At 59.9% G+C, this 22,374-nt stretch carries 21 protein-coding genes; 10 read left to right on the top strand and 11 right to left on the bottom strand.

All coding sequences use genetic code 11. From position 1 onward, the window contains the following. Window positions 1-65 precede the first annotated feature (65 nt). The 3 genes from LQ231_RS13775 to LQ231_RS13785 all read left to right on the top strand — a co-directional run bounded on the left by LQ231_RS13775 (window position 66) and on the right by LQ231_RS13785 (window position 4,122). Window positions 66-1,484, top strand: coding sequence for a PLP-dependent aminotransferase family protein (locus LQ231_RS13775; protein ID WP_230173349.1), 1,419 nt, complete (start codon window positions 66-68; stop codon window positions 1,482-1,484). A 148-nt stretch (window positions 1,485-1,632) separates the two neighbouring features. Beyond that, the gene (gene purL, locus LQ231_RS13780) at window positions 1,633-3,855 is read left to right on the top strand and encodes a phosphoribosylformylglycinamidine synthase subunit PurL (protein WP_230171749.1); all 2,223 of its coding nucleotides are present in this window, start codon (window positions 1,633-1,635) and stop codon (window positions 3,853-3,855) included. A gap of 33 nt (window positions 3,856-3,888) precedes the next feature. After that, window positions 3,889-4,122 (top strand): BolA family transcriptional regulator, encoded by a 234-nt coding sequence (locus LQ231_RS13785; protein WP_007606087.1) that lies wholly within the window; start codon window positions 3,889-3,891, stop codon window positions 4,120-4,122. 82 nt (window positions 4,123-4,204) lie between these two features. On the opposite strand, the gene LQ231_RS13790 is transcribed toward LQ231_RS13785, so the two are convergent. Next, entirely contained in the window at window positions 4,205-5,353 is a 1,149-nt protein-coding gene (locus LQ231_RS13790; RefSeq protein ID WP_230171750.1) for a hypothetical protein, read from the bottom strand. Window positions 5,354-5,496: 143 nt separating this feature from the next. Here LQ231_RS13790 and LQ231_RS13795 point away from each other — a divergent pair, with 143 nt between their 5' ends. The 3 genes from LQ231_RS13795 (at window position 5,497) to LQ231_RS13805 (ending at window position 7,533) form a co-directional block, all read left to right on the top strand. Next, window positions 5,497-5,736 (top strand): hypothetical protein, encoded by a 240-nt coding sequence (locus LQ231_RS13795; RefSeq protein ID WP_230171751.1) that lies wholly within the window; start codon window positions 5,497-5,499, stop codon window positions 5,734-5,736. 125 nt (window positions 5,737-5,861) lie between these two features. Further along, entirely contained in the window at window positions 5,862-6,197 is a 336-nt protein-coding gene (gene grxD / locus LQ231_RS13800; RefSeq protein WP_113141577.1) for a Grx4 family monothiol glutaredoxin, read from the top strand. Between the two features lie 130 nt (window positions 6,198-6,327). Then, a complete protein-coding gene (locus LQ231_RS13805; RefSeq protein ID WP_230173350.1) occupies window positions 6,328-7,533 on the top strand; it encodes a multidrug effflux MFS transporter in 1,206 nt (401 codons plus the stop codon). Between the two features lie 46 nt (window positions 7,534-7,579). On the opposite strand, the gene LQ231_RS13810 is transcribed toward LQ231_RS13805, so the two are convergent. The 4 genes from LQ231_RS13810 to rpsD all read right to left on the bottom strand — a co-directional run bounded on the left by LQ231_RS13810 (window position 7,580) and on the right by rpsD (window position 11,014). After that, a complete protein-coding gene (locus LQ231_RS13810; RefSeq protein WP_230171752.1) occupies window positions 7,580-8,401 on the bottom strand; it encodes an inositol monophosphatase family protein in 822 nt (273 codons plus the stop codon). Further along, window positions 8,402-9,289: a tRNA 2-thiocytidine(32) synthetase TtcA gene (gene ttcA, locus LQ231_RS13815; RefSeq protein WP_230171753.1), complete on the bottom strand. Its 888-nt coding sequence runs from the start codon at window positions 9,287-9,289 to the stop codon at window positions 8,402-8,404. Window positions 9,290-9,358: 69 nt separating this feature from the next. Continuing rightward, the gene (locus tag LQ231_RS13820) at window positions 9,359-10,285 is read right to left on the bottom strand and encodes a glutaminase (protein WP_230173351.1); all 927 of its coding nucleotides are present in this window, start codon (window positions 10,283-10,285) and stop codon (window positions 9,359-9,361) included. Between the two features lie 111 nt (window positions 10,286-10,396). Further along, window positions 10,397-11,014: a 30S ribosomal protein S4 gene (gene rpsD / locus LQ231_RS13825; RefSeq protein WP_007606101.1), complete on the bottom strand. Its 618-nt coding sequence runs from the start codon at window positions 11,012-11,014 to the stop codon at window positions 10,397-10,399. A 340-nt stretch (window positions 11,015-11,354) separates the two neighbouring features. Here rpsD and LQ231_RS13830 point away from each other — a divergent pair, with 340 nt between their 5' ends. The 3 genes from LQ231_RS13830 to pepT all read left to right on the top strand — a co-directional run bounded on the left by LQ231_RS13830 (window position 11,355) and on the right by pepT (window position 14,584). Further along, entirely contained in the window at window positions 11,355-12,353 is a 999-nt protein-coding gene (locus LQ231_RS13830; protein ID WP_230173353.1) for a TerC family protein, read from the top strand. Window positions 12,354-12,507: 154 nt separating this feature from the next. Then, window positions 12,508-13,320, top strand: coding sequence for a D-alanyl-D-alanine carboxypeptidase family protein (locus tag LQ231_RS13835; protein WP_230171754.1), 813 nt, complete (start codon window positions 12,508-12,510; stop codon window positions 13,318-13,320). Window positions 13,321-13,345: 25 nt separating this feature from the next. Further along, the gene (pepT, locus tag LQ231_RS13840) at window positions 13,346-14,584 is read left to right on the top strand and encodes a peptidase T (protein ID WP_230171755.1); all 1,239 of its coding nucleotides are present in this window, start codon (window positions 13,346-13,348) and stop codon (window positions 14,582-14,584) included. A 42-nt stretch (window positions 14,585-14,626) separates the two neighbouring features. On the opposite strand, the gene LQ231_RS13845 is transcribed toward pepT, so the two are convergent. The 6 genes from LQ231_RS13845 to LQ231_RS13870 form a co-directional block, all read right to left on the bottom strand. Then, the gene (locus LQ231_RS13845; RefSeq protein WP_230173355.1) at window positions 14,627-16,153 is read right to left on the bottom strand and encodes an ATP-binding protein; all 1,527 of its coding nucleotides are present in this window, start codon (window positions 16,151-16,153) and stop codon (window positions 14,627-14,629) included. Window positions 16,154-16,426: 273 nt separating this feature from the next. Next, complete coding sequence (locus LQ231_RS13850) at window positions 16,427-16,663, bottom strand: DUF1127 domain-containing protein (protein ID WP_230171756.1); 237 nt, start codon at window positions 16,661-16,663, stop codon at window positions 16,427-16,429. A 459-nt stretch (window positions 16,664-17,122) separates the two neighbouring features. Further along, window positions 17,123-18,409, bottom strand: coding sequence for a hemolysin family protein (locus LQ231_RS13855; RefSeq protein ID WP_290371359.1), 1,287 nt, complete (start codon window positions 18,407-18,409; stop codon window positions 17,123-17,125). Window positions 18,410-18,493: 84 nt separating this feature from the next. Next, complete coding sequence (gene murI, locus LQ231_RS13860) at window positions 18,494-19,327, bottom strand: glutamate racemase (RefSeq protein WP_230171758.1); 834 nt, start codon at window positions 19,325-19,327, stop codon at window positions 18,494-18,496. Then, window positions 19,305-20,144 (bottom strand): RNA methyltransferase, encoded by an 840-nt coding sequence (locus LQ231_RS13865; RefSeq protein ID WP_113141585.1) that lies wholly within the window; start codon window positions 20,142-20,144, stop codon window positions 19,305-19,307. Before LQ231_RS13865 ends, murI begins: the two co-directional genes overlap by 23 nt. A gap of 166 nt (window positions 20,145-20,310) precedes the next feature. Further along, entirely contained in the window at window positions 20,311-20,835 is a 525-nt protein-coding gene (locus LQ231_RS13870; RefSeq protein WP_230171759.1) for a hypothetical protein, read from the bottom strand. A gap of 224 nt (window positions 20,836-21,059) precedes the next feature. Between LQ231_RS13870 and LQ231_RS13875 the strand changes: the two genes are divergently transcribed. Then, complete coding sequence (locus tag LQ231_RS13875; protein ID WP_113141587.1) at window positions 21,060-22,274, top strand: NADP-dependent isocitrate dehydrogenase; 1,215 nt, start codon at window positions 21,060-21,062, stop codon at window positions 22,272-22,274. The last annotated feature ends 100 nt before the right edge of the window (window positions 22,275-22,374 follow it).

Genomic DNA, 22,374 nt, shown 5'->3' on the forward strand with positions numbered 1-22,374 from the left:
CTTTGTATCGATGGAATACGGATACAATTGACAGGCAGTGGGTGACAATATAGAGAAATGTCATGATGACAAATTGGCTTCCCACACTCTCGAAGGGGCAAGGCCCACTTTATTTGCGCATTGCCGATGAAGCAGAGGCGGCAATAAAGGCAGGGCATCTGCCACACGGAACCAAGCTGCCGCCGCAACGCGACCTCGCTTATGACGTCGGAGTTACAATCGGTACAATTTCACGCGCTTATAATGTCCTGCGAGAGCGCGGATTGGTGGCCGGCGAAGTCGGCCGCGGAACGTATGTGCATAACGGCAATGCCTTCGCACCGAACACACTGTCCGATCCTGTCACCCTCCAGTTCGGCGGAACACGTGCTCTGACGCCGCCTGCCGGGAAGTTGCGCTTCGACACGACGGCGGCGGTGGACGTTGGACAGGCCGAGATCGTCGGGCGCGTCATGACCGAAATAGCAGCGGCCCATCCGGGCGAAATCTCCAGCTATACCCGGACATTGTCGCCGGACTGGCAGGAAGCAGGCAGCAGATGGCTGTCGAACGGGAACTGGAGCCCGGAACGCGAGCAGGTTCTACCGCAACTCGGCGTGCATGCCGGTGTCAACGCCGTGATCGCCGCCGTCAGCGGCACCGGCGATCGCATCGTTTGCGAGCACCTGACCTATTCCCAGGTTTCCCGAAGTGCCAATCTGATGGGTCGACAGATTGCCCTTGTCGATTCCGATGTCGATGGCATTCTGCCCGAAGACTTTGAGCGCGTCTGCGCCCGGGAACACCCCAAGGCCGCCTTCATCATGTCGTCGGGCCAGAATCCCACCCTCTCCTGCCTGCCGTTGTCGCGTCGCCGCGAGATCATTGACATAGCGCGAAAATACAATGTTTGGCTGATCGAGGACTACCTCTATGGCGGCATGATGGGCGACGGCATTCCCCTCCTGGCGGAACTGGCGCCAGACCGCACCTTCCTTCTCAACGGACTGTCGAAATCAGTCGCCGCCGGTGTACGCGGCGGCTGGGTCGCCTGCCCGCCGCATATGAGCCAGCGCGTGCGCGTCACCCAGAAAATGGTGAGTGGTGGCCTGCCCTTTCTTCTAGCCGAGCTGTCTGCCCGACTTGTGCTGTCGGGTGCGGCTGACGATATCCGCACAGCCGTCTTGACCGAACTTGGCGCCCGTGAAGCCATTGTCAGAACGCTTTTTTCCGGATTCGAATTCCGCTCGCATCCTCGCCTGCCCTTCTTCTGGCTGAAGCTTCCAGAACCTTGGCTGTCTGGAACCTTCAAGCAGGCGGCGCTCGATGCGGATGTGCTGATCGATGACGAGGACGAATTCAAGCCGGCGCGCTCGTCGCGCGTTTTTCATCACGTCAGGGCGGGATTCAGCGAAGGACGCGACAGATCAATTTCCGAGACCGGCCTGAAGACACTGCGCAGGCTGCTCGATCAGACGCCGGTCGGCACGAGCGCAATCGTCTGAACGCATCCCAGGCGGCGCGTGATCCATTGGCCAAAACCGTAGACAAACCTTCTCTTCGGCGCATTTTCCAGTCGCGCGCCGCGCAGGCATGCGTTATAGCCTGCCTCGAAACCGATCTCCCACCGATCTCCATTGCCCTGAGAGCCAGATGACCGTTTCCAACACCCGTCCCATCACCGCAGAATTGATCGCGAGCCACGGCCTGAAGCCGGATGAATACGATCGCATCTTGAACCTGATCGGACGCGAGCCGACCTTTACCGAGCTCGGTATCTTCTCGGCGATGTGGAACGAGCACTGCTCCTACAAGTCCTCGAAGAAGTGGCTGAAGACGCTGCCGACCAAGGGTCCGCGCGTCATCCAGGGTCCGGGTGAAAATGCCGGCGTCGTCGATATCGATGATGGCGACGTCGTGGTCTTCAAGATGGAGAGCCACAATCACCCGTCCTATATCGAGCCCTATCAGGGTGCGGCCACCGGTGTCGGCGGTATCCTGCGCGACGTCTTCACCATGGGTGCCCGTCCAGTGGCGGCGATGAACGCGCTGCGCTTCGGCGCGCCGGATCATCCGAAGACCAAGCACCTCGTTGCCGGCGTCGTTGCTGGCGTTGGCGGTTATGGCAATTCCTTCGGCGTGCCGACGGTCGGCGGCGAAGTCGAATTCGACGCCCGCTACAACGGCAACATTCTGGTCAATGCCTTTGCGGCTGGCCTTGCCAAGTCCGACGGCATCTTCCTCTCCGAAGCCAAGGGCGTCGGCCTGCCCGTCGTCTATCTCGGCGCAAAGACCGGTCGCGACGGTGTCGGTGGCGCCACCATGGCATCGGCCGAATTCGACGAATCGATCGAGGAAAAGCGCCCGACCGTCCAGGTCGGCGACCCCTTCACCGAAAAGTGCCTGCTGGAAGCCTGCCTCGAGCTGATGCAGACCGGCGCGGTCATCGCCATCCAGGACATGGGTGCCGCCGGCCTCACCTGCTCTGCCGTCGAAATGGGCGCCAAGGGCGGCCTCGGCATCGAGCTGCAGCTCGACAAGGTTCCGGTGCGCGAAGAGCGCATGACGGCCTATGAAATGATGCTGTCGGAGAGCCAGGAGCGCATGCTCATGGTGCTCGAGCCCTCCAAGGAAGAGGTTGCCAAGGCGATCTTCGTCAAGTGGGGCCTCGATTTCGCCATCGTCGGCTACACCACCGACGATCTGCGCTTCCGCGTACTCCACCAGGGCGAGGAAGTCGCCAACCTGCCGATCAAGGAACTCGGTGACGAGGCGCCGGAATACGATCGCCCGTGGATCGAGCCGAAGACGCCTGCCCCGCTTGCAGATGGTGACATTCCTTCCGCCGACATCAGCGATAGCCTTCTAAAGCTGGTCGGCTCGGCCAACAATTCCTCGCGCCGCTGGGTCTACGAACAGTATGACACGCTGATCCAGGGCAACTCGCTGCAGCTTCCGGGCGGTGACGCCGGCGTCATCCGCGTCGACACGCATCCGACCAAGGCGCTCGCCTTCTCCTCCGACGTGACCCCGCGTTATGTCGAGGCCGATCCCTTCGAAGGCGGCAAGCAGGCGGTTGCCGAATGCTGGCGCAACATCACGGCCACCGGCGCATTGCCGCTCGCCGCCACCGACAACCTGAACTTCGGCAATCCCGAACGCCCTGAAATCATGGGCCAGCTGGTATTCGCCATCAAGGGCATCGGCGAAGCCTGCCTGGCACTCGATTTCCCGATCGTCTCGGGCAATGTCTCGCTGTACAATGAAACCAACGGTCAGGGCATCCTGCCGACCCCGACAATTGCCGGCGTCGGCCTGATGAAGGATTGGTCGAAGATGGCCCGTATCCGCTTTGCCGCCCAGGGCGAGGCGATCCTGCTCGCTGGTGCTCCGTCTTCCTGGGGCACGCATCTCGGCCAGTCGGTCTATCTGCGCGACATCCATGGCCGCACCGACGGTCCGGCCCCGCATGTCGATCTCGCCCATGAAAAGAAGGTCGGCGATTTCGTCCGTGGCCTCATAGAGGACGGCCTGGCAACGGCTGTTCATGACTGCTCGTCGGGCGGCCTTGCACTGGCCGTCGCTGAAATGGCCATGGCCTCAGGCATCGGCGCCCATGTCAACGCCTTGAACGACGCCAATCCGGTTGCGGTTTTCTACGGCGAAGACCAGGGCCGCTACGTGCTGACCGTCGCCCAGGACAATGTCGACCAGGTTCAGGTCCGCGCCGAAGCCGCTGGCGTATTCTGCCCGTGGATCGGTCGTACCGGCGGCTCCAATGTCGCGCTCGGCAATGCCCGCCCCGTTGCAATTGAAGAATTGCGCTCGGCCCATGAATCGTGGTTCCCTTCCTTCATGGATGGCGAGATCGCTTAAAGCGGCAGCCAAGAAATTGCAGGAGTATAGCCAATGCCGATGAACCCGGGCGATATCGAAGACATGATCAAGGCTGGCATTCCCGGCGCCAAGGTCGTCATCCGCGATCTGGCGGGCGACGGAGACCACTACGCGGCCGAAGTTGTCGCAGAAGCCTTTCGTGGCAAGAACCGGGTGCAGCAGCACCAGATGGTCTATGACGCACTGAAGGGCAACATGGGCGGCGTTCTGCACGCGCTGGCGCTGCAGACCAGCATTCCCGAATAGCGACACACAAGCGCACAGATAGAGAATTTGAAGAGGCCCGCCCGGCAAATGTCAGGCGGGCCTCTTCATGTCGTGCGGGGCATCACAGTATCGGTGGTTGATCCGACTTGAGATCAACGAAACTTGCGGCAGGCAGCGGCCCTGCGGTCATCAAGGTAAAATCGAAACCACTCTTGCGGTCCGGCCCGAGGATATATTGCCGGTGCATCCGCAACAGGTCGCGGCGGTTCTTTCTGTAGCGTTCCGGCGACAGCGCATGTTTGAAGCGGATGAAGACCAGCTTCGGCTGCGGCGCGTCCGCATGGCCGCAAAGCGCCACGGTATGACACCGGTAGAGATGGATCGGGTCGGTCAGACACTGGATATCGAACCAGAACACATCGCGGTTGTGCGCCAGCGCACCGACCCGCCCGCGCAAGGTCGTAGCACTCGACAACAGCGCACATTGCAGGGCAGCGCCGCCGAGCGTGACGAAGGTTACGTTCTTGGCCGCGAAAGCCTCAGGCTCCTTCTCCAGCACCCGGCCGATCGCGGCGATTGCCAGGCTGGCACCCATGCTGTGAGCCGTGATCAGGACTTCGTCGACCTCATGCTTCAACGCATGCAACACATTTTCCGCACAGCTTTCGACCCAGGCCCGCACCGTGTCGTCGTCACGCGCAACCGCAACCGCCAGACGCCAGTCGGCAAAGAGATGCAGGGTGTGGAAGCGGTTGGAATACGGCACGAACAGGAAAATGAAAAATCCGACAGCGGCCGGGACGGAGAGGCCAAAAAGCCAGGATGCTCGTCCAAGCATCACCGGCAGCGCCGCAATCGCCAGGCTCAGCGCCATTGCCAACCCGACGAACAGGAAGGGAAACAGGAAAAACAGACCGAACCGCCAGGCATGGCGCAGGTAGCCGAGGGCGCCGCCCTGCACCACGACATGCACCGCGGCGCGGTAGCCAGACAGCAATTGCCGCCACAGCGGTTCGGAGCGCATGTCGGCAATCAGATCATTGTGGTCGAAGACATGGATGGTCGAACGCACCTGCCAAGCCTCGGACCGGCCGTCGACATCGAAGCGCGCACCACCGTCGTCCTGCACGAGAGGCTTCACGGCAAAGTCCGCCTCCCAGACCTTGGAGGCTTGCGCAGCGGAGCGAATATAGCGCTGGTGATGGGCCGCCGCATCGAGAGGCTCGAAGCCGGGGAAATGCAGAACCAGCCTGGTCTTGATCTTTGTCATTGTCTCAGTTCGTTGATGGCGATCAGCGACCGCAAGCAGCGCTTGCTAGACGAGAAGTCCCCGGATTAAAAGAGTGGAGGTCGAAAAAGCCCCGGCTTCATGGGTCATTCGCCATTGCGTGGTCAAATCTGGAGACAAAATCGATGGCCGATCTGGTCAAAGACATGGTGAGCGACGTGATCGAAGGCGTCCTGAAGGAAATCCTCAAGAAGACGACAGGCAGGGGCACCACCCGTCGCCGCAAACGCCAGACCCGCTCCGCCACCAGCGGCCGCTTCGTCAGGAAAACCGCACGCAGCAAGGCGAAGACCGCAAAGCCCGCACGCAAGCAGGTCAGCCGCCGCCGCAGTTCTTCCAACCGCAGCAGCCAGCGCACACGTTGAACGGAGTTCGCTGAATTACCGTGAAATGTTGTAACGCATAACTCTGGCAAAAGCGCCGTCTGCTTGCTATCTAGAAACACGGCTACAAACAGCGGACCTTGAATCCGCGCGTGAAAGGAAGACCCATGAGCGGCATCAACGAATTCATCGACAACGAAGTAAAGAGCAACCCGGTCGTCCTGTTCATGAAGGGCAGCCCACAGTTTCCGCAGTGTGGTTTCTCGGGTCAGGTCGTACAGATCCTTGACTACCTCGGTGTCGACTACAAGGGCGTAAACGTTCTTGCAGACGCGGAAATCCGCCAGGGTATCAAGGACTATTCCAACTGGCCGACGATCCCGCAGCTCTACATCAAGGGCGAGTTTGTCGGCGGCTGCGACATCATCCGCGAAATGTTCCAGGCCGGCGAACTGCAGAAGCATTTTGAAGACCAGGGCATTGCCGTTCGCGGCGCCGCCTGACCCGTATCACCGTAAGGCAATTCATACTCTACGGTTGACAAGGCGTTGCCCCGGGCAACGCCTTGCTGCCGTTTTAAGGTCATTTTTCATGTCAGATTCATTACAATCGGCGCCCAAGGCCCTGGGGGCGATGGGCCGGATGGAATTCATCGCGATGATGGCATTCCTGATGGCGCTGAATGCGCTGGCCATCGACATCATGTTGCCTGGCCTGCAGGAAATCGGCGCCTCGCTGAACGTCGACAATGAGAACCATCGGCAATATGTCGTCTCCGCCTACCTGATCGGCTTCGGCGTCGCCCAACTGTTCTACGGCCCGATCGCCGACCGCTTCGGCCGCCGCACTCCGATGATCATCGGCCTTGCGATCTACGTCATCTCGTCGCTCGCTGTCGTTCTGGTGCCGTCATTCGGCATGCTGCTGCTTCTGCGCTTCATCCAGGGCATCGGTTCGGCCGCCACCCGCGTCATAACCGTGTCGATCGTGCGCGACGTCTACGGCGGCCGTCGCATGGCGGAAGTGATGTCTCTGATCATGATGGTGTTCATGGTCATCCCGGTCGTGGCGCCAGGCACCGGCCAGGTGGTGATGATGTTCGGTCACTGGCACTGGATCTTCGTCTTCATGGCCGCAATCGCTGTCATCGTCGGAACCTGGATGTATGTGCGCCTGCCCGAAACGCTGGCTGCCGAAGATGTGCGCCCGTTCACCGCGCGCGTCATTTACGACGGCTTCCGTATCGTTCTCACCAATCGTGTCGCACTCTGCTACACGATCGCCAGCACTTTCATCTTCGGCGCCCTGTTCGGTTTCATCAACTCGGCGCAGCAGATCTATGTCGGCATCTACGGCCTCGGCGTCTGGTTTCCGGTCGCTTTTGCCGGCGTTGCGATCTTCATGGCCCTGTCCTCCTTCGTCAACGCCAAGCTGGTCGGCCGATTCGGCATGCGCAAGCTGTCGCACGCATCTCTGCTCGGTTTCATCGCCATCAACCTGATCTGGCTGATCGTGCAGGTACTCGGACCGCAACCCATGCCGTTCGCCCTGTTCATCACCTTCTTCTCGCTGGCGATGTTCCAGTTCGGCTGGATCGGTTCGAATTTCAACTCGCTGGCCATGGAGCCGCTCGGCCACGTTGCCGGCACGGCTTCGTCAGTGCTCGGCTTCATGGGCACGGTGGGCGGCTCTCTGATCGGTGCGGCCATTGGTCAGGCCTATGACGGCACGGCCCTGCCGATGGTAGCGGGATATTTCGTCGTTTCGATCATAGGCCTGATCTTCGTCCTGATCGGCGAAAAGGGACGACTGTTCCACGCACACAACCAACCGGTCTGAGTTGGCGGCAGATATAGAAAAGGCCCGGGAAACCGGGCCTTTTTCGTTATACCGTAAAGATCTTTTCGCGCAGTTCCTGCCAGGTGTCCTCATCGGCCGCGACAAGCAGGCCGCCATCTGTATGGTGCGGCAGATAGGCCGAGCCATCGAGGCGTGCAACATGACCGCCGGCCTCCTGCATCAACAGCGCACCGGCCAGATGATCCCAGGGCATCAGTTTGTTGTACATGGCAAAATCCATATGTCCCTGCGCCAGCAGGCGGTATTCGTGGGCCGCACAGCGATAGCTGGTGAACAGCCGGACATCAGCCAGATTGACCAGAAGCTTCCGGCGCGTCTCGATGTCGAAATAGCCGGTATTGGCAATGCCGATCATCTGTTCGAGCGGCTGTGACGGGCGCATGAACATCTGCTCCTGCGAACCATCGGGCTTGCACATCCAACTGCCGGACCCCTTCTCGACAATCGCCCAGTCATTGCCGATCGGATCATAGATCAGACCTGCAACCGTCTCACCCTTGCTGATCACGGACAGCATCACGCCGAACAGTGCGAGACCCGAGGCAAAGTTGAACGTACCGTCGATCGGATCGACCACAACGGCAAGGTCGGCACCTGCAAGCTTGCCAAGCAGAGCCGGATCGGCCGCCACCGCTTCCTCACCGATGAACAAGGCGTCCGGCATGATCTCGGCGACACCGTCGCGGATCAGCCGTTCGGCGGCTTCGTCCGCCTCGGTCACGAGATCGATCGCCTCGCTTTTCATCCGGACATCGCCGTCGCCCAGATTACGGAACCGCGGCAAGATTTCACGGACGGCTGCCTCCTGCAAAAGATTGGCAAGCGCAGCGATATCGATGTCGGCCATTTAGCTATCCTTGGAAATATGAAGTGCGGAAAAATCGAAAAGCTTGGGGTCGAGCAGATGCGAGGCATCGACATGCCCGAGCGCGCGTAGCATCGCATCCTTGCGGCCGGGCATTTTCGCTTCGATGCCAGCCAGCATATCCTTCATCGCATTGCGCTGCAGGCCATCCTGGGAGCCACAGAGATCGCAGGGAATGATCGGGAATTCCATGGCCTGGGCAAACCGCGCCATGTCGTCCTCCGCGACATAGGCAAGCGGCCGCATGACGAAGAGATCCTTCTCATCGTTGAGCAGCTTGGCCGGCATGGCGGACAGCCGCCCCCCATGGAAGAAATTCATGAAGAATGTTTCGAGAATGTCTTCGCGGTGGTGCCCCAGCACCAGCGCATCGCAGCCTTCCTCGCGCGCGATCCGGTACAGATTGCCGCGACGCAGGCGCGAACAGAGGGAGCAATAAGTCCCGCCTGACGGCACTTTCTCTTTCACGATCGAATAGGTGTCACGATATTCGATCCTGTGTTCGACACCAATCGCCGTCAGATAGTCCGGCAGCACATGTTTGGGGAAATTCGGCTGGCCCTGATCGAGATTGCAGGCGATCAGCTCGACCGGCAGCAGGCCGCGCCATTTCAGATCGAGCAGGATGGCCAGCAGGCCATAGCTGTCCTTGCCGCCGGACAGGCCGACCAACCAACGCTTCTGGCCCTTCAGCATGTCGAAATCGGTAATTGCCTGACGGACCTGGCGGATCAGCCGCTTGCGCAGCTTGTTGAACGACACGGACTGCGGCGCCTTGGCGAAGATCGGATGGATGCCAGCGAGGTCGAGTTCGTCCTCTGTGGTGGTGGCATCGGCGCCAAATGTATCGGCGGGCAAGGAAATGTTCATTTCGGGCTCCCTCGGGCACTGGGGCCGCGTGGCATGTCGTGTGTGCAATGCCCCTTTAAGCCGTCAAGATCAAGTGCCGAAGACAGACCAGCCCGTCTTCGTCGCCAGCATCTCCAGCGCGACAGAGCCGAGCGCCGAATTGCCGACCTTGTTGAGCCCCGGGGACCAGACAGCGATCGAAGCCTTACCCGGCGCGACAGCCAGGATGCCGCCGCCGACGCCGGACTTGCCCGGTAGGCCGACATGGAAGGCAAAATCACCCGAACCGTCATAGTGCCCGCACATCATCATCAGCGCGTTGATGCGGCGCGCGCGCTTGGGCGAGACAACCGAAAAGCCGGTCAGCGGATTGGTACCGCGATGAGCGAGATAAAGGCCGGCATGGGAGAGCTGGACGCAACTTAGCGCCAGGGCGCACTGGTGGAAGTACACGCCAAGCACATGCTCGACCGGATGATGCAGGTTACCGAAACCACGCATGAAATTGGCCAGGGCGAAATTCCGGTAGCCGGTCTTCTGCTCAGACTGCGCCACTTTCTCGTCGATCGACAGCGTCTCGTCATCGGCGACGTAGCGCATGAAACGCAGATATTCGCCGATCGCCTCGCGTGGCGCGTGGCCGGCCAACACCATGTCGGCGACGACGATCGCGCCGGCATTGATGAACGGATTGCGCGGAATGCCATGCTCGTGTTCGAGCTGGACGATGGAGTTGAACGCAGACCCGGATGGTTCGCGCCCGACCCGGTTCCACACCCCCTCGCCGGCCTTGCCGAGCGCCAGCGTCAGCATGAAAACCTTGGAAATGCTCTGGATGGAAAACGCCGCATCCGCATCGCCGGCCTTGTAGGTCTGTCCCTCAACGGTGGTGATGGCAATGCCGAACTGCTTGGGGTCGATCCGTGCCAGTTCCGGAATGTAGTCGGCCACCTTGCCCTCGCCCAGCCGGGGCTCGAGCTCGCGCACGATGTCGTCAACGATCGCCTGCAGGTTCATGTCCACCCTCTCGCTCGGAAGCGCTGGCCCAATATTCATTGTCCACCATCCCACTGCAAACAGAAAAAGCCGCCCCGAAGGACGGCTTTTCCAAAATCCGAAACGCGTCGATTAACGCGAGTAGAATTCGACGACCAGCTGCGGTTCCATGACGACAGCGTAAGGAACGTCGGACAGGGTCGGGACGCGAGCGAAGGTAGCAACCATCTTGTTGTGGTCGACTTCGATATAGTCCGGAACGTCACGCTCGGCGAGCTGGACCGATTCGAGAACGGTGACCAGCTGCTTCGACTTCTGGCGAACTTCGATCACGTCGCCGGCCTTGCAGCGGTACGAGCCGATGTTGACCTTGACGCCGTTGACGGTGACGTGGCCGTGGTTGACGAACTGACGGGCAGCAAAGACGGTCGGTACGAACTTGGCGCGGTATACGATCGCGTCCAGACGCGATTCGAGCAGACCGATCAGGTTCTCCGAAGTGTCACCCTTGCGGCGGTTGGCTTCGTCGTAGGTTGCGCGGAACTGCTTTTCGCGCAGGTCGCCGTAGTAGCCCTTGAGCTTCTGCTTGGCGCGCAGCTGGACACCGAAGTCCGAAAGCTTGCCCTTGCGGCGCTGACCGTGCTGGCCAGGACCGTATTCGCGGCGGTTGACCGGGGACTTAGGACGACCCCAGATATTTTCGCCCATGCGGCGATCGATTTTGTACTTGGATGCAGCGCGCTTGCTCATCGCATTTCCTTCTCAACAGGTTACACCGGTTTGTTGCCAAACCGGATCAAGGAAACACGCCCTCCTCTGAGTTCCGTTTTAGAAACTCTGACAGGCCTCTCACGTAAAGCGTACGGGGAAAACCACGGGACATGTCGTTAAACGACGGGCTCTCAGGAACCCGAAGTTGACGGGGCTATATGGGGGATGGCCGGAAATGTCAACATTGTGACTTGAAGTTTCCAAGCCGCTGTCCCATCTGACCTTTCACGCAGCCACCGGGCCCCTCTGACGTTGAGCGCCGGATTCTCGTGATGTCGGGGCTGCGATCAAAAACCTTTCCGGCAAAGGGATCCTCATGTTGGATTTTCTTTGGGTTGACTTCCTGGGCACACCTTCCTGGATGTGGCTTACTTTCGTTTCTCTCGTTGCCTTTCTACTCGCTCTCGACCTTGGCGTCATGCACAAGGAAAGCCGTGAAATCGGCATCAAGGAGAGTTTTCTTCTCTCAGGCTTCTATATGACCCTCGGCGTCGCCTTCGGCGGCTGGGTCTGGTTCCAGAGCGGCCAGCAGGCCGGACTGGAATATCTGACAGGCTTTGTCGTCGAAAAGAGCCTGGCGATGGACAATATCTTCGTCATCGCGATGATCTTCGGCTATTTCTCCATCCCCCGCGCCTACCAGCACCGCGTTCTCCTCTGGGGCATTCTCGGTGTCATCGTCCTGCGTGGCGTGATGATTGCCGCAGGTGCTGCCATCGTCGAAAACTACGACTGGGTTCTCTATCTCTTCGCCGCCTTCCTGGTCATCACCGGCATCAAGATGTTGCTGACGGCCGAGCAGGAACATGATGTCTCGAGCAATCCGGTCCTGAAGTTCCTGCAGAAGCGATTGCCCGTCACCAACGGCCTGCGTGACGAGAAATTCCTCGTGCGTGAACCGGATGAAAAGACCGGCAAGCTGAAGACCTACATCACGCCGCTCTTCCTGGCGCTGATCATGGTCGAACTGGCCGACGTCATCTTCGCCGTCGACTCGATCCCGGCGATCTTTGCGATCACCACCGATCCCTTCATCGTCTACACGTCGAACATCTTCGCGATCCTCGGCCTGCGCGCGCTCTATTTTGCGCTTTCCGCCCTGATCCACCGCTTCGCCTATCTGAAATATGCGCTGTCGGTCGTGCTGATCTTCATCGGTTCGAAGATCTTCGTCGCCGACATGCTGGGTCTCGCCAAGATCCCGCCGGTCGTCTCGCTGTCGGTCACCATCGGCATCCTCGCCGTCGGCATCCTGGGTTCCCTCTGGGCAACCCGCAACACCGACAAGGATGACGCCAAGGCCGTCACCGAACAGTGACCTGATCTCACAGGGGGGCGGCATCACCGCCGCCCCCGCCTCCATCAGTTTGCACTCAAAATATCGTGACGACTGTTTGCGACGCTGACAGCTTGGTCAAACTGGTCTAAAGCCGACACAACACTCAGATTTCACGCTCGTGCTCAGGACTGTCATGACCTACCGCAATGCTTCCCTCTTCCTCTCGTCCGTCATGGCGCTCGTGGCCGCATTCGGACCGACACAGGCGTTCGCCGGTCGTGCCCATGTGATCCTCGATGCCAATACCGGGCAGGTACTTGAGGCCGAAAATGCCGATGTCATCAACTATCCGGCGTCGCTGACCAAGATGATGACGTTGTACCTGACCTTCGAGGCCCTGCATCAGAAACGCTTCGGCTGGGATGATCGCCTGGTGATGTCGGAAAACGCTGAGAGCAAAGAACCCTACAAGTTTGCGGTCGGCGCCGGCAACAAGATCACCGTGCGCGAAGCCGTCATGGGCATGATCGTGCTGTCGACCAATGACGCGGCCGTCGCGGTTGCTGAAACGCTCGCCGGATCCGAACAGGCCTTCGGTCACATGATGACCGCCAAGGCCCGCAAGCTCGGAATGACCAGTACGGTCTTCACCAATCCGGCCGGCCTGCCCGACCCAAACCAGGTGACGACGGCCGCCGACATGGCGCGGCTGGGCCTGGCCCTGATGCGCGATTATCCGGAAGAGTACAAACTGTTTTCCACGACCCGCCTCACCTTTCGCAGTATGAAATTCCGCGGACACAACAACTTGCTGTCCACTTATCCGGGTGCGGACGGCATCAAGACCGGCTATACCAAGGCCTCTGGCTACAATCTCGTCAGCTCTGCCAGCAATGGCACACGCCGCGTCGTCGGCGTTGTCCTCGGCGGCGACAGCGCAGCCGAACGTGACGGCCAGATGGCAGCCCTGTTCGACAAATATCTGGGCGCGCAGTCCGGACAATAACCTCTTCAGAGATCGGATAAGCCCCATGACCGATACAGTCCTCGACCGCTTTCTCCGCTATGTGGTGATCGATACCCAGTCCGATCCGAAGTCTTCTGCCCAGCCATCGACGGAAAAGCAGAAGGATCTGGGCCGGATCCTGGTCCAAGAGCTTTTGGCCCTCGGCCTCTCCGACGCCCACCTTGATGAGCACGGCAATATCTATGCGACAATCCCGGCCAACACCGACAAGCCGGTACCGGTCATCTGCTTCTGCTCGCATATGGACACCGCTCCTGACTTCACCGGCACCAATGTCAAGCCGCAGATCGTCCGCAACTATCGCGGCGGCGACATCCGCCTGACCGGTGACACGAACCAGGTGATCCGTGTCGAAAGCCATCCGCAGTTGAAGAACCAGATCGGCAACGACATCGTCACGACCGACGGCACGACCCTGCTCGGCGCCGACGACAAGGCGGGCATCGCCGAGATCATGACGGCCGCGGCAACCTTGATTGCCAAGCCGGATATCAGCCACGGCACGATCAAGATCCTGTTCACCACCGATGAGGAGATCGGCCGCGGTGCCGACAAGGTGGATCTCGACAAGCTCGGCGCCCGCTTTGCCTATACGCTGGACGGCAGCACAGTCGGCGAGATCGAGAACGAGACATTCTCGGCCGACGGCGTCGAGATCGACATCACCGGTGTCGCCATGCATCCGGGCTATGCCAAGGGCAAGATGGAAAACGCCATCAAGATTGCCAGCGACATCGTCGCGCGCCTGCCAAGGGATCTCACGCCGGAGGCAACCGAAGGCAAGCAGGGCTTCATCCACCCGACCAATATCAGCGGCTCGATGGAAAGCGCCCATATCAGCCTGATTGTCCGCGACTTTACCGACGACGGTCTGGTGGAGAAGGAAAAGCTGCTGGAAGACATCACCCGGGACGAGCTGAAAGCCTACCCGGGCTCCAGCTACACATTCGAGGTCAAGCAGCAGTATCGCAACATGAAGCAGGTTCTCGACCAGCATCCCGAGATCGTCGACCATCTCGCCGAAGCGGTTCTCCGCGTCGGCTTGGAACCGAAGCTGCACAGCATCCGTGGCGGCACCGACGGCTCACGCCTGTCCTTCATGGGCCTGCCTTGCCCCAATATCTATACCGGTGGCCACGCCTATCACTCGCCGCTCGAATGGGTCAGCGTCCAGGATATGGAAACGGCAACAAGGACCATTGTCGAACTGGTGAAGGTTTGGGAAGAAAAGACTGCGGCCTGACCAGCCTATGATGCAACGGGGCACCCCGCCCCGTTCATCGGCTCACTCGGCCGCCGACTGCGACAACACGTCCGAATCCACCACATTGGGATCGCCCGGCTGGGTCTCGGCTTCCAGATCCGGGAAGGCGACGATACGCTTGCCGGAAAAATCGGTATGCACCACGACCAGCCCCTGCTCCTCGAAATAGCCGAGCAGCCGTCGCGCCCGGCGGGACGAATGGGTGCCGTAGGCCTTGGCGATGCGGTGATCCGACGGGCATTCCTCCGACAGCAATGCGGCCTTGGCAAGCAGCAGGAAAACGCCCTGCAGGTCGTCCGAGACACGCACCGACAGATCGAGTGCCGTCGCCCATCCGGCGCTCGCCGCCGTTTCTTCGTCGACACCCGAGCGCGAAATCGCCACACGCCGACGAAACTCGCCCATCGGCATTGGCGGCCCCGACACTCGCCGCATCCGGGCGCGCACGAGGAATTCCTGGTAGAGCACGCTGTCGGTCCGATAGGCGGCCTGCGGATCGCCGAGAATTTCGGCAAGAACCGCCGCCAGGCGCTCCTCGCGCTCTTCGGACGACATGTCCGCGCGCGATGGCGACCCCGGTTCACTGCCGCCGACCGGTGCCATGGCAGCAGGGCTCGAGCGCGACAACTCGGCCAGGATATCGGTCGTCGGACGGGGCGCCGGCGGTGCACGGCGCACGATCGGCCGGGTGAATTCTTCCGGATCGGGCGTGAAGATCAGGTCCTCGACATCGGCCACCGCATCCGGAAGCGGCATCAGCTTGGGGCTGGACGAACGCGCGGATGTTTCCACATTGCCGATCACGATCGGCAATGGGCGGCGCGACAGGGCCGGGCCAAGGGCGACAAAATTGCCGCGCTGCAAATCGCGGAACATTTCCGCCTGCCGGCGGTCCATGCCAAGCAGGTCGGCGGCGCGCGCCATATCGATATCGAGAAAGGTACGGCCCATCAGGAAGTTCGATGCTTCCGCCGCCACGTTCTTTGCAAGCTTGGCGAGACGCTGAGTGGCGATGACCCCGGCGAGACCGCGTTTACGGCCACGGCACATTAGATTGGTCATCGCGCCGAGCGACATCTTGCGCGCATCTTCCGAGACATCGCCGCCGACGGCCGGGGCGAACATCTGCGCTTCGTCGACCACGACCAGCACCGGAAACCAGAATTCACGATCCGCATCGAACAGGCCATTGAGAAAGGCGGCCGCCGCGCGCATCTGCTGCTCGACATCCAGACCCTCGAGCGTCAGTACGCAGGATACCCGGTGCCGGCGGATTCGGTCGGCGATGCCGGCAAGCTCCGCTTCGGTTCGCTCACCATCGACGACGACATGGCCGTATTTGTCCGACAATGTGACGAAATCGCCTTCGGGATCGATGATCACCTGCTGCACCCATTGCGCGGACTGTTCCAGCAAGCGCCGCAAGAGATGCGATTTACCCGAACCGGAATTGCCCTGAACGAGCAGACGCGTGGCGAGAAGTTCCTCGATGTCGAGCTTCGCCGGAGCGCCGCCCGTCAGGGTACCCATATCGATTCCGACCTGCACCAATGCCACCTCGTATGCTCTTGCGCTCGCAGAGCGACCAGATCGCCAAGGCGACCCACCGATGCTTTAGCAAATATTTCCCGAATCATCGCTGCGAAAGACCGCGCCATCAACAGGCAATTATGCATCGTTGCCGGGCAAACTGCGAGCACCAAGCATTTGCCATCACGGATTATCAACGCGTCGACTTGACGACGGGACAAATGATCAGTCGATCCTTGCCGAAATGTCGGAGATCTCCGGCGGCTTTATCCGCCGGAGATTTAGCGACCGTCAAAGACGGATGTCCCACAGGGAAAACCGCGATGGCAGACGCCGGTTTTCTTCTGGTAGCAAGCCGATATCCCGGCGCATGCGATCGGACATACCGCTCACCGAGTTGGATGTCCTGCGCTTTGTCCACGCAACGTAGATCAAGGTTCGCGCGGCCGCCCAGACACCAAACTTCTGGCATAGCTCATCGACCGCAGTCGTCAGGCTGTCAGCAACTATAGATTGTTCTTTAAGCATGATTTTTCCGTCCCGGCGCGGCGAAGCGACCAGGTCCTCTAGATGGAAAAAACGGAGAGGCGGACATGCAGACGCACTTACGCGCCCAGTCAACCAATCACATCAGTTTTGTTGAAAATGGCGCCAAACGCCGTAATCCTGCACGGAAAGACCGTTCAGGCGGTGGTTCGTGGTCCATAGGCGCAATGCACCATCGACATGAACACCAATCCGCCAGAGAGGCGCGTATACACGAAATGATCAGTCATCGACGCCTCCTGTTGCTTGAATTGCGGATGCCCATAAAATTACACAAGACAAAGCGCGCCACAAGAGCGCAATTGCGGATTGCATATTTTGTCGAATTTAAGTGGCAAAAACGCAACATCCCGCAAACCGACGCGGGTTGCGGGATGCCTCGTGCATTCGCATGTCGGGACCGAACTGTTAGACGACCGTCGCCCGCGGCCCGCCTCCTGATCAGTCCGCCTGCCCAACCGGTGAAACCAGCAGCTTGTCGATGCGGCGGCCGTCCAGGTCGATGACCTCGAAGCGCCAGTTGCTTTTCACGAAGCTCTCGCCCAATTCCGGGATACGTTTCAATTCGGCAATGACGAAGCCTGCCACCGTGGTGTAATCCGGATCGGGATCGATCGGCACGCGGATACGATCGATAAACTCATCGATCGGCGTCCACCCGGCCACCAGATAGGAACCATCTTCGCGCAGCACCAGAGACGGTTCGTCCTCGCTATCGTCCTGGAAGGCGCCCGTGATCGCCTCGAGAATATCGCCCGACGTGATGATGCCTTCGAAATGACCGTATTCGTCATAGACCAGCACCATGTGCAGGGAGGTCTTGCGCATTGCCTGGATGATGTCGATCGCCCCGGCAAGGTCGGACACGATCGGCACTTCGCTGACAAGCGTGCGGATATCGACCGCAGTGCCGAGCGCGATGGCCTCGTAGACCTTTTTCACGAAAAGCACGCCGATGATTTCATCGGAATCGCCCGCACGAACCGGCAAACGCGAATGCTGGCTGTCGCGCAGTGAATCCTTCAATTCCGCCAGCGTGTCCTTGACGTCGAGCATTTCGACATCGCGGCGCGGCGTCATCAGCCCACGCGCCGTCCGGTCGGCAAGGCGCATGACACCCGAGATCATCGCGGATTCTTCCGATTCGATAACCCCGGCGCTATGGGCTTCTGCCAGGACCGTCTTGATTTCTTCATCCGTGACGGTACCGGCAGAAACACCCTGTTGGCCAAGTAGCGACAGGATCAGCTTGCCGGATCCATTCAGCAGCCAGACGAGCGGCGCCGACACCTTGGACAAGACAAGCATTGACATGGCGACACGCGCAGCAACGGCTTCCGGGTTGCGCAGCGCAATCTGCTTGGGAACAAGTTCGCCGACGATCAGCGACAGATAGGTGATCATCATCACGACAAAACCGACGCCAACCGCGTCAGATACGCCATTCGAAACACCTTGGAGCTCCAGCCAATCAGACAGACGCGCACCGAGCGTCGCACCGGAGAATGCGCCGGACAGCACGCCGACAAGTGTGATGCCAATCTGGACGGTTGAAAGAAAACGACCGGGATCTTCAGCCAGTCTTAGAGCGACGAGTGCGCCGTGGTTTCCCAGTTCGCTCATGACCTTGAGACGTGCGGGTCGTGATGAGACGACGGCGAGTTCAGACATGGCCAAGACGCCATTCAGAAGCGTCAGGAATACGACAATCGATATCTCGGTTAACAAAACTGCGAGCAAAGCTCCTCTACACCGGCTAATCGTCCGGCCACAGGCCGACCTCTAGCACAACGGTAGGCTCTTCCAAAGGGTCTATCGGCAAATCCCCGGCAGATCAGCAGGCGCAATTGACAACCCCATTCCCTGCATCAGGCGACAGGTCGAGAAATTCGGTTGCCCCGAGGTGAAGACGGCAAAATCGAAACCATCCGGATGCTCTGCACCCTCGATAAGCGGGACGATCCGTCGCGCCTGCCGCGCAATCGCTTCGGCCGGATCGAGCCAGTCGACGGGCCAGGGCGCCAAACGACGAAAGACATTGGCGAGAAACGGATAATGCGTGCAGGCAAGCACGACGATGTCGGTACGGGATCCATCCTTGTCGACAAAACACGGTGCGATTTCGGCCATCACTTGCGCATCGTCCAGCGCCTCGCCCCGTATATAGGCCTCTGCCATGCGCGCCAGGTTTTCGGAGCCGACAAGCCGGACATGGCACTGGCTGGCGAAAGACTGGATCAGGTCGCGTGTATAGGCGCGCTTGACCGTACCGGGCGTAGCCAGCACGGACACGAGCCCGGAGCGCGTGCGCTCGGCGGCAGGCTTGATGGCCGGCACTGTCCCGATAAAGCGCCTGTCAGGAAAAGCGGTGCGCAGATCGACACCTGCGAGTGTGAACGCGGTGTTGCAGGCGACAATCACCGCTTCCGGTTCATACGCGGCAAACAAGCCGCGAAACAGGGAAACGATGCGCGCCTTGAGCGGTTCCTCCTCCCAGCCACCATAGGGAAATCCGGCATCGTCGGCGACATAGATGAAGCCGCGTTCCGGCATGAGAAGCCGGGCTTCGCGCAAGACGGTCAGACCACCTATCCCGGAATCAAAGACCAGAACCGGCTTCAGCTCACTCGTTATCGCCGCTGTCATGCCGCTTGCTGCCTCTGGATAGTGCCGGATCGGGTGCGCCGGCTCCGCGTGGCCTGGAACGCTGGAACCGATCGAGCGAGGAAATCACGCCACGCAGGACCTTGATCTCGGGAGAGGTGAAGGCGCGCCGTGACAGGACGGCACGGAGATTGTCGACCATTCTCGGTTTTTTCGAGACCGGATGGAAATAGTTGCGCGCATCGAGCGCCTCTTCCAGGTGATCGAACAGCCCGATCACCTCATCCTTGGTGGCAGGTGCCTGCTCGACCGCGTCGAAGGGAACGGCCTGAACATCGTCCATGCTGGACTTCATCCACTCATAAGACATCAACAGCACGGCCTGCGCGATGTTCAGCGATGCAAAGGCGGGGTTGACCGGAAAGGTGACGATCTCGTCGGCAAGTGCCACATCCTCGTTCGACAGGCCGGACTTCTCCCGTCCGAACATGATGCCGGTCTTTTCACCTGCACTGAAGCGTCGACGCAACGTCGATGCTGCCGTCACCGGCGAACGCACCGGCTTGAAACCGTCACGAAAGCGCGCAGTCGTGGCATAGACGAAGTTGAGATCGGCAACAGCCTCTTCCAGAGTCTCGAAGACGACGACGCCGTCGATCACATGGTCTGCCTTGGACGCCGCAGACCGCGCCTTGTCGCTTGGCCAACCATCGCGCGGATTGACCAGGCGCAACTCCGCCAGACCGAAATTGGCCATGGCGCGCGCCACCATGCCGATGTTCTCGCCCAGTTGCGGTTCGACCAGAATGATCGCCGGTCCTTCGGCCAGAAGTACGCGTTCGCTGTTGGTGCCTGCCATGTTCGCCTGTCTCAATCGATAAGTGCGGCCTCACTGACACAAACCGGCGCAAAAATCAAAAGCATCAGATCCGATCTCGCGAACCGGACCATGATCGGACAGAGAGCTTGGACAAAACCTTCGCGGCACTCCGTCACGCTGCAACGGATATCTGCGCCCAGGGCGCCTATTGTCCGGCGATCGTCTTCAACTCATCCTTGATCGATTGGCCGGACTGACCGTTCTCGACCGGATAGATGTCATCGATGACGGCGCGCCCATTCTCTTCCTGGACATGAAAGATCAGCACCGTATCTTGCTTGTAGGCGGGATCATCGCCCATGCAGGCCCGATTGTTGAACAGCGCCGTGACCTGCCCGTCCCCATCATCCTCGACGCGGATATTCTGAAACGGGCATCCATCCTGGCCCCTGGCAATCGGGTCGTAGTCGAAGGGAAAACCCGTCGTTTCGCCTTCGGGCAGATCATAGGCGGGATTCTTCGAGGCTTCGCGGTAAAGCGCGGCGAAATCCACACTGAAAACCCGATCAAGACGGTCTTCGGAGAAAACTTCCTTTTCGTTTCCAAAGGCTTCTTCTGTCCAGTTGGCGGCCGTCGCTTCGACGACTTCGCGCACGGGAGCGGTCATGTCTGCCGCGGCGGCAAAACCGCTGGAGACGAGAAGCATCGAAGCGGCAATCATGGTTTTCATGGCAGTTTCCACAGGCAGATTGAATGTTGCGGCACTCTATATCGGCGCGGCCAAAGCTCAATGTGGATAGCCGCCCGCATGAGACCATTGTTGGTGTCAATTTGTGAATGAAATCGCGCTATCAGCCTGTGCCGGCGCTTTGCGTTCTCACCCGGGAATGCTATAGCCCAGCGAGCCGATCCAAGTGGGACGCTCGTCCCTATTCATTCCGAGCGAGGATATTCATGAGCAAGATCAAGGTAGCAAACCCGGTCGTCGATCTCGACGGCGACGAGATGACCCGCATCATCTGGCAGTTCATCAAAGAAAAGCTGATCCTGCCCTACCTCGACCTCGACATCGAGTATTACGACCTCTCGGTCGAGAACCGTGATGCGACGTCCGACCAGGTCACCGTAGACGCCGCCCATGCCATCAAGAAGCACGGCGTCGGCATCAAGTGCGCCACGATCACCCCGGACGAAGACCGCGTCAAGGAATTCAATCTCAAGCAGATGTGGAAGTCGCCGAATGGCACGATCCGCAACATCCTCGGCGGCGTGATCTTCCGCGAACCGATCATCTGCAAGAACGTACCCCGCCTCGTTCCGGGCTGGACCAAGCCGATCGTTGTCGGCCGTCATGCTTTCGGCGACCAGTACAAGGCAACCGATTTCAAGTTCCCGGGCAAGGGCAAGCTGACGATCAAGTTCGTCGGCGAAGACGGCCAGGTGATCGAGAAGGACGTTTTCGACGCCCCCGGCGCCGGCGTTGCCATGGCAATGTACAACCTTGACGAATCGATCCGCGAATTCGCCCGCGCCTCGATGATGTATGGCCTGATGCGCAAGTGGCCGGTCTATCTGTCGACCAAGAACACTATCCTCAAGGCCTATGACGGCCGCTTCAAGGACATCTTCGAAGAAGTCTACCAGGCAGAGTTCAAGGCGAAGTTCGATGAAGTCGGCATCACCTACGAACACCGCCTGATCGACGACATGGTCGCCTCAGCCCTGAAGTGGTCCGGCGGTTACGTATGGGCCTGCAAGAACTACGACGGCGACGTCCAGTCCGACACCGTTGCCCAAGGCTTTGGCTCGCTCGGCCTGATGACCTCGGTACTGCTTTCGCCGGACGGCCGTACGGTTGAAGCCGAAGCGGCCCACGGCACGGTGACCCGTCACTACCGCCAGCACCAGAAGGGTCAGGAGACCTCGACCAACTCGATCGCCTCGATCTTCGCCTGGACCCGTGGTCTCGCCCACCGCGCCAAGCTCGACGACAATGCCGAACTGGCACGTTTTGCCAATACGTTGGAAAAGGTCTGCGTCGACACGGTCGAAGCCGGCTACATGACCAAAGATCTGGCCTTGCTGATCGGCCCGGATCAGCCGTGGCTCTCGACGACCGCCTTCCTCGACAAGGTCGATGAAAACCTGAAGAAGGCCATGGCTGCCTGATTGGCGCCTGATGCGTGACGAAAAGCCCGGCCTTGCGCCGGGCTTTTTTGTTCTGCCTGCTTGTCTCTCGCGTCTCGCGATCTATACTGAAACATAAAGG

This window comes from Rhizobium sp. CECT 9324, assembly GCF_918741265.1.
GTDB lineage: Bacteria > Pseudomonadota > Alphaproteobacteria > Rhizobiales > Rhizobiaceae > Allorhizobium.